At 37.0% G+C, this 7,143-nt stretch carries 8 protein-coding genes; all 8 read right to left on the reverse strand.

Annotation, left to right across the window (positions count from 1 at the left end; genetic code table 11):
• The coding region (locus DWA31_RS14250) for a tyrosine-type recombinase/integrase (protein WP_114327249.1) at positions 1-841 on the reverse strand (841 nt) is incomplete at its 3' end.
• A 3-nt stretch (positions 842-844) separates the two neighbouring features.
• Positions 845-1,717 (reverse strand): tyrosine-type recombinase/integrase, encoded by an 873-nt coding sequence (locus DWA31_RS14255; RefSeq protein WP_210725607.1) that lies wholly within the window; start codon positions 1,715-1,717, stop codon positions 845-847.
• A gap of 94 nt (positions 1,718-1,811) precedes the next feature.
• Positions 1,812-3,071 carry a site-specific integrase gene (locus DWA31_RS14260; RefSeq protein ID WP_168427356.1) on the reverse strand — a complete coding sequence of 420 codons (1,260 nt, stop codon included), beginning with the start codon at positions 3,069-3,071 and terminating at the stop codon, positions 1,812-1,814.
• Between the two features lie 127 nt (positions 3,072-3,198).
• Positions 3,199-3,753 carry a tyrosine-type recombinase/integrase gene (locus tag DWA31_RS14265; protein ID WP_114327252.1) on the reverse strand — a complete coding sequence of 185 codons (555 nt, stop codon included), beginning with the start codon at positions 3,751-3,753 and terminating at the stop codon, positions 3,199-3,201.
• A gap of 483 nt (positions 3,754-4,236) precedes the next feature.
• Entirely contained in the window at positions 4,237-4,437 is a 201-nt protein-coding gene (locus DWA31_RS14275) for a hypothetical protein (protein ID WP_114327253.1), read from the reverse strand.
• Positions 4,438-4,446: 9 nt separating this feature from the next.
• Entirely contained in the window at positions 4,447-5,691 is a 1,245-nt protein-coding gene (locus DWA31_RS14280) for an MFS transporter (protein ID WP_114327254.1), read from the reverse strand.
• A 2-nt stretch (positions 5,692-5,693) separates the two neighbouring features.
• Positions 5,694-6,479, reverse strand: a complete 786-nt coding sequence (locus tag DWA31_RS14285) for a ribonuclease H family protein (RefSeq protein ID WP_114327255.1) — start codon at positions 6,477-6,479, stop codon at positions 5,694-5,696.
• A 218-nt stretch (positions 6,480-6,697) separates the two neighbouring features.
• On the reverse strand, positions 6,698-6,988 hold the full coding sequence (locus DWA31_RS14290) for a hypothetical protein (RefSeq protein ID WP_114327256.1): 291 nt from the start codon (positions 6,986-6,988) through the stop codon (positions 6,698-6,700).
• Between the last annotated feature and the right edge of the window lie 155 nt (positions 6,989-7,143).

Consider the following 7,143-nt stretch of genomic DNA (forward strand, 5'->3'; position numbering starts at 1 on the left):
TGATTTCGAGTGATACTCCGCTTTGCAACAGGTGCATACCTTTTGTATGCCTAAAGCTATGAGGGCTTATTTTTTGAGTGAACTCAGAATGTTTGTTCCGTACATTTTGCACATATTTCTGCAAGATATAGCGAACACCTGAACGAGTTAAACGATTACCAAGGCGATTTTGAAACAGTGGAAAATCAAAATACTCAGGTCGATTCAGATTATTTTCTGTGAAGTAGTTGTACAGAAGCTGTTTTGTTGCATCCATTAAAGGCACTACTCTCATTTTTCGTCCTTTTCCTAAAAGACGAACCTGAGCAGGTGACTCAAGTCGAACATCTCCAACTGAAAGGTCAACAAGTTCCTGGACACGCGCTCCTGTGTCATAAAGCAAACTCAAAAGAACAGCATCCCTTCGACCAAGCAAGGTAGACAAATCTGGCTGGGAAAGCACCTCTGTTAAATATTCTTTGGATAAGTATTCGACTTGAGTGCGCGGATGTCGCCGCATTGGAAGCGCCAAGATTTTTTGGCACTGAAGCAAATGATCCGGCTCTTCAGACTGAATGTATCTAAAAAAGGCATGCAAAGTAGCCAATCTATGATTTTGTGTTCTGATAGACGAATGTCTATCTTTTTCTAGATAATCTAAAAATACTTGTACGAAAGAGGCATCAATTTTTGAAAGGTAGAGTTTTTCCAATTTGATATTGTGTTTATCTCGGCAGTATCGAAGCAGCAAAGTAAATACGTCTCGATAAGCTTTTATTGTGTTAGGGCTAAGGTTTCGTTGGCCCGCAAGATAATGCGTCAAAAAATTTGTGATATGAACTGATAGATCGGTTGGTTTCATGGTCTAAATCTCCGTTGGAATAACGTCATTAAAGTCAGAATTAGTGCGCTTGTTAATTTCCGGGAATAACTCGGCGGTAAGGTGTAAATACTGTTGTGTTCCACTTACGTCACGATGCCCCATGTAAGCTGCTAGTAAAGGTAATTTGGCATCGATGTCTGCACCTACCCGGTACCAGCGTATTAGTGCATGTACAGCAAATGTATGGCGAAGATCATGAACTCTTGGCCCACCACCTCTTCCTGAGTGTGGAATACCGCATGCTAATAACAACTCTCGGAACATAAGATAAACTGAACGATGACCCCAAGCGCTTCCATTTAATGTAGTAAAGAAGAAATCACGTTTGTTCTCCTTTTTCATGTATGTATCAAATATTCTAAGTCGTTTTATGATAGGTAAAGCAGGCGGCACCATGCGGTCTTTACCAAATTTTCCTTGTCGAACTGTTATGATCCCTTGGTTAAGATCAACATCTTGAATGCGTAGCTTCAATACTTCGTTAACACGAAAGCCACAGTTGTAGAGTAATCGAAATATTTCTGGCATTACGATATGTCGAAGAGGTGATCTAGCTGTGGGGTGCAGGTTGTCCACAGCGTAAAATAAACGTTGAACTTCCGCATGAGAAAGAACATGTGGCATAAAGCTTATTGAGCATTTATCTGTTGTACCTTTTTCTGGTATATAGGCAAAAAGATCCTGTCTAACCATAAATTCCGCAAGTTGACGAACAATACTGGCCCTGTGTTGGTGTGTCCTTGGACTTTCATGGGGCCGTTTAGTCAGCCAGTTTCTGACTGTTGTTCTAGGTAATTCAACCCTAGTTAATGCCTCATCGAGTAGATACAGATCAAACAGTCTCAACTGCCGCATTTCTTCATTGTATTGATAACCACATGCTTTTTTTTCTTGTATAAATTGCATTATTACCGTCGCCAGAATACTTTGTAGAGGCGCTTTAAGGATATTAGCGCTCATCTTTCACCTCCTCATCGCCATTTAGCGCAACACCACGTAAGCTTTCTACTTCAGCTTTAGCATAAATCATGGTGGTAGTTGTCGATGCATGCCCAAGGATTTCCGAAATAATATGGAAAGGAGTTTCTTTTTTAAGCAAACGCGTTGCCAGAGTGTGGCGCAATGAGTGCAAACCTTGATGCTGTTTGGTGTGAAAATGAATGCCTGCCAGCTCCCGCCAATATTTCACAATGTAATGAAGATGATTGTTTTCGCCGAAAGGCTCAAACGGAGGTTGTAACTTTAAAAATAGTACTCTACTCTTCGATTTAGGTCGCCCTGACTTCAAGTAATCAATTAACGCTTCACCTACTTCCTTCATTAAGGGTAATCTCAATGGCGTTTCAGTTTTTGATTGGATAATTTCAATGGTCTCTGTGTTCCATTTCAAGTTATCCAGCGTCAGCAGTTTAATATCCCCAACTCGCAACCCTAGGTGAGAAGCCAATATCAAAATAGCGTAATCTCTTTTTCCTTTAGGTGAACTGCGATCAACAGACGCTAGAAGTTTAACGATGAGTTCGTTATCCCAAGCCGATGGAATAGTTAAGTCTTGTGGCACGCGGATCTTTGGTAAGCACTTACAGAGGTCTTCTAGTACACTTCCACGCAGCAAAAGGAATTTTAGGAATGATCGTAAATCAGAGACAATTCTTGAAACTGTTTTTGGTTTCATATAGCTTTTTGAGACAATAAATTCTGATAGGTCAATTGGCTTCACTTGCTTAAAAGACTGGATCGACCTTGCATCTAAAAACTCTAAGAATTTGGTAATTTCTTTAATGCGCAATTCAATAGAAGAAGCGCGAAGATGTAATCGGTCGTTACAGTAATGTTCATAGTCTTTCAAAGCATTTTTAAATGCGCAAGATATACTACTATTCTTGATGTAAGTCTTAGGACGCAAAATACGTCCATTTTTGACGAAACAGCCAAGCACTTTCATACTAAACGTCATATGTGACCGCCATCCTTCTAAATCTCTAATCGCTTTACCATCTTTAAAAATATTTTCTACAACAAACTGAGTGGCCAGTTCATCCGAATATGTATCGACCATATGTTTCTGTCGAGCGAATTCAACAAAGTGACGCCAGGTCGTTCTGTACCGGAAAAGGGATTTTTTACTATAACCAAGCAATTTGAGCTGTTCTAAAGCAAGTTTGGTGAGCGACTCTAATTGGCTGGAAAGATGATTTGACGGATTCATGATGAACCTCCTCGTTGTGGCCACCGGTTGGTCGCCGAGAAAATTCATAATGTATTTGTTATGTTCAGAAAGCTAATGATGGAAGGCAGAATATCAATACTTTAGTGTTTCAACTCAACATAACAATCTACTGATCATAATATTCAATCGTACTCTGAAGTTTTGAATGGCCAAGCAGTAGTTGTATCGCTCTTAAATTTTTTGTTTTTGCGTAAATCAGTGATGCCTTAGTACGCCTGAGAGAGTGTGTTCCATACTGAGTTATATCTAAGCCTAGTTTCGATACCCAGTTTTTAACTATATTGGCATAGTAGTGATAACAAATATGACGGTCAGTTTTCCTTGGGCTAGGAAATAAAAAATCAGAAGGGGATAGTTTATTTATGCAAATCCATTGGCTCAGGCATTGTTGAGTTTTAGGTGTTATCTCAAACTGAACTTCTTTGTGAGTTTTCTGTTGTTCTATCATTACTCGAGATTGAATTAGTGAAGAAGATGATATGTCACGAACTTTTAAGCTGATCAAATCACAAGATCTAAGCTTACTATCTATGGCTAAATTGAATAAAGCCAATTGTTCTAGTTTGTTTTCAATTTCTAACCGTATTCTGATGCGCCAAATCTCTTCAAGTTTAAATGCTTTCTTCTGACCTACACGTTTATCCTTATTCCAAGCTGTCATGATTAAACCCTTACTTTAAATGTTGAAATAAAAGTTAAGGATAAAAAAGTGGGTTATGAATATAAGTAGATAAAATCATTTTGGGTAATGAGGTTTATTGTTCAGTGATTTTTATGATCCATTTAAATGTGCGGTTAAGTCATAATACATATCCAATGCTGACAGTTTTAATATGACCTGTTACTAAAGTTAATTGCAAACTATTTAATATTAAATAGTATATATAAATCTGTATGTAATAATTAACATACTAAAAGTAAAGGTTCTGAAGGCTTTGTATTATAAGAGGTAATGATGTAGATATTTATTACATGACATCTAATAGTACTGTTTTGGAGGTGATACCTACGAGCATGCAAAATATACTGACCATGCCCAATATGAAACTGAGGTGAAGGCGGGCGATACTAATCAAGAGTCGGCAACTTATAACCCTTTTGCGGATCTTAAATCAATGCTGAAAAAGTGATCTGTTACCGTAATCTAATCTTCTTGTGTTAAGTATTCTTGATAATTGTTAATGCCAAAATAGCGAAGTGATCTTTTGATTTTCACTTTTTTGGCAATTAATAACTCACCACAATAAATTTTGACTACCTGTTTATCGCCATTCGAGTCGGTATCATAACAATAGTTGTCATTGTCCCGAAGGTTATCAAACTCAGTTTTCATGATTAACTTCATTATTTTACCTTACTTTATTTTAGCTACATGGCGATGGTAAACAATATTTACTATTAACAAGGCAAACATAAAAGGTAAACTGCTTAATACCAGATAATTCCAACCGCCAGCAAACAAAATCCAACCGGCCATGAGTGACGCAAATGCTTGGAAACCAAATAAAATAAAATCGTTGGTTGCTTGTACTTTATGTCGTTCGCAAGCTTTATAACTTTGCGGTAAGATTGATGTTCCTGTTAGAAATAGAAAGTTCCAACCAATACCTAGTAAAATTAATGCCCACCAATAATGCATCACTTCTTGACCAGAAAAAGCGATTAACGCTACCGCAATGTATATAACACTACCGAGCTTTAATAAACCTTTTAAAGCTACTTTTTTGATTAACCAAGGCGTTAATAAAGAAGGTATATACATAGCAGCAATATGACTTTGTATTACCCATTTTGTTTCTACTAAACTGTGACCTTGCATATGATGCATGCTCAGTGGCGTTGCTGTCATTAAGTAACTCATCAGCGCATAACCTATGGTAGCGGTGCAAACAGAAATAATAAAAATAGGCTGTTTAACTATCTCTGATAATGGCCTTGCTTCACCTCTACTTAATGTTTCTTTTATTTCAGGCTCTTTAAAAAAGACCATGATAAGTGCGGCTAAGCCAATGAAAAAAGCTAACAAAAGAAATGAGCCTGCATAACCATGAGGGGATACAAGCCACTCTTTAGCTGTTACTGCTATTTCAGGACCTAAAAATGCAGCGAATACACCACTTAACATTAAAATTGATAAAATTTTAGGGATATCTTCTTCGTTGTCGGTGCTTTCTATTGCAGCAAACCGTAATTGTTGCGTAAAAGCACCACCTATACCAAATAAGAAGCTGGCAAAGGTAAATAATTCAAACAAGGCTAGTTTAGTGGCGGTAACCGCGAATAATGAAGCAACAAAAAGACAAGTAAATCCTGCGAACACTGCAAATTTTCTGCCTTTAGATCTAGCAATAATAGCAGCAGGTATAGAGCCTGCAGCCACACCTAAAATCATTAAACTAATAGGTAAGGTAGCAAGTGAAGTGTTAGTTGTTAATTCACTTGATAGTAACCCACCAATAAAAACAATGATAGGGGCAGAGCACATAACCAAAGGCTGTGCCATAAACAGTAAGCTGATATTACGAGGTAAACTAAACTTTTTAGTTAGTAAAATGGCAGAAATAACAATGAGCGTTATGATCAATAAAATAATAGCCATTGTTAGCCAGAGTCCATCGCTAAAATAGCTTTAATATTAAGTTCACCTTGATATTTGATTAACGATTCTTGTTGTTGTTTACGGGCTAACACGGCCATTCGATCTGATAATTCATTACCTTCAATATTGGCATGGCCTTTAACGTGAGAGATCATCAATTTTTTCTTGATTTCTTGGTATAGCGAAAAGCACTCTTTGATCAAATCAACGTTTTTTATTTCTTCACCTTTACCGCGGGTCCAACCCTTTTTTTTCCAACCAGTAGCCCACTTGGTGATGCAGTCAATTGAATATTTAGAATCAGACAATACTTGCACTTGCTCAACCTTATCTAAATACTTTTTGGCAAGCTTAAAGGAATATAATAAACCATTTAACTCTGCCGTATTGTTGGTGCCGTTAGCTTGGTATAAGCCGTAATAAAGTACAGTTATTTTACCTTGTTGATAAACCGCCAAACCCGTTCCAGATTTACCTGGATTAGGTGAGCAAGCACCGTCACAGTATATTTGTATTTCAGCGGTCACTTTAGCGGCAGCACTATTATCGTTAACGCTAGTATATTTTTTAGCTAATGTACTTTTAGGAGTACCAGTTTTATTTGCTAACGAACGCTTCATCAAGGCTTTAGTGTAAGTCGAGGCAAAGGCTGTTTCTGCCTCGGCTTTAGATGGGAACCCCATAAATTGGGCATCAGAACGTCCTTGAGTATGGTTTTGAACTTCTGACCAAGTAGAAAAAACGCCTGTTTTAGCGCCTTTCCAAACCACATAAGATTTTTTACTCATAAAACGATTGTCTTTATTTTATTGATAATATTGAATGCTATTATCAATAAAATATCATTTTTTAGCCAGAGAAATAAAGGCAAACACTTTAATTATTATGGTACTAGAACGCATGACTGCAACTTACTTTTATACAGAACAAAGGGAAAAATAAACCACTTAATTGAGTGACATGAATTTTTATCTATAGAATTAAACAGGTTGCAACATCAGATAATCTATATTACTAGGAACACTTCTTTTTTGTAACGGCGGTTTTTTTTCAAGCGCGATTCAATATAGCGTCCACGGTTTTGTTGAGTTTTTCGTCGATCACCACCAGCACGACGATCATTTTCTTCTTCTATAAAAGGTAAATCTTCTAATACTTCTTCAGACACTTCATCTGAACATTGATCTTCTTTTAATAATGCTATTTGGCGATATTTGTTTTTCTGTTTTTTATCTTTAGCCACTTGTTTTGTTTGCGTAATATGACTGAGATAAGTTAAATCATTAATATATTTCATTGAACTTACATTTATACACAAGAGAATAATCCCCCTGTGTCAGGATTGTTGTCGCCTCAATTAATTTAGTAAATAAACAGGGAGCGGTAAGTTAACAACAGTGTACTATCAAAGGCATTCAAGCCAATTTAAAGAAGCAATATTAAATAAACTAA

The organism is Candidatus Colwellia aromaticivorans, from assembly GCF_003333305.1.
Taxonomy (GTDB): domain Bacteria; phylum Pseudomonadota; class Gammaproteobacteria; order Enterobacterales; family Alteromonadaceae; genus Colwellia; species Colwellia aromaticivorans.

What these genes read in the sequence shown, in the direction of transcription:
- DWA31_RS14280 (WP_114327254.1), bottom strand. Translation starts at nt 5,691, where the DNA reads ATGGCTATTATTTTATTGATCATAACGCTCATTGTTATTTCTGCCATT.
- DWA31_RS14255 (WP_210725607.1), bottom strand. Translation starts at nt 1,717, where the DNA reads ATGCGGCAGTTGAGACTGTTTGATCTGTATCTACTCGATGAGGCATTA.
- DWA31_RS14265 (WP_114327252.1), bottom strand. Translation starts at nt 3,753, where the DNA reads ATGACAGCTTGGAATAAGGATAAACGTGTAGGTCAGAAGAAAGCATTT.
- DWA31_RS14275 (WP_114327253.1), bottom strand. Translation starts at nt 4,437, where the DNA reads ATGAAGTTAATCATGAAAACTGAGTTTGATAACCTTCGGGACAATGAC.
- DWA31_RS14285 (WP_114327255.1), bottom strand. Translation starts at nt 6,479, where the DNA reads ATGAGTAAAAAATCTTATGTGGTTTGGAAAGGCGCTAAAACAGGCGTT.
- DWA31_RS14290 (WP_114327256.1), bottom strand. Translation starts at nt 6,988, where the DNA reads ATGAAATATATTAATGATTTAACTTATCTCAGTCATATTACGCAAACA.
- DWA31_RS14260 (WP_168427356.1), bottom strand. Translation starts at nt 3,071, where the DNA reads ATGAATCCGTCAAATCATCTTTCCAGCCAATTAGAGTCGCTCACCAAA.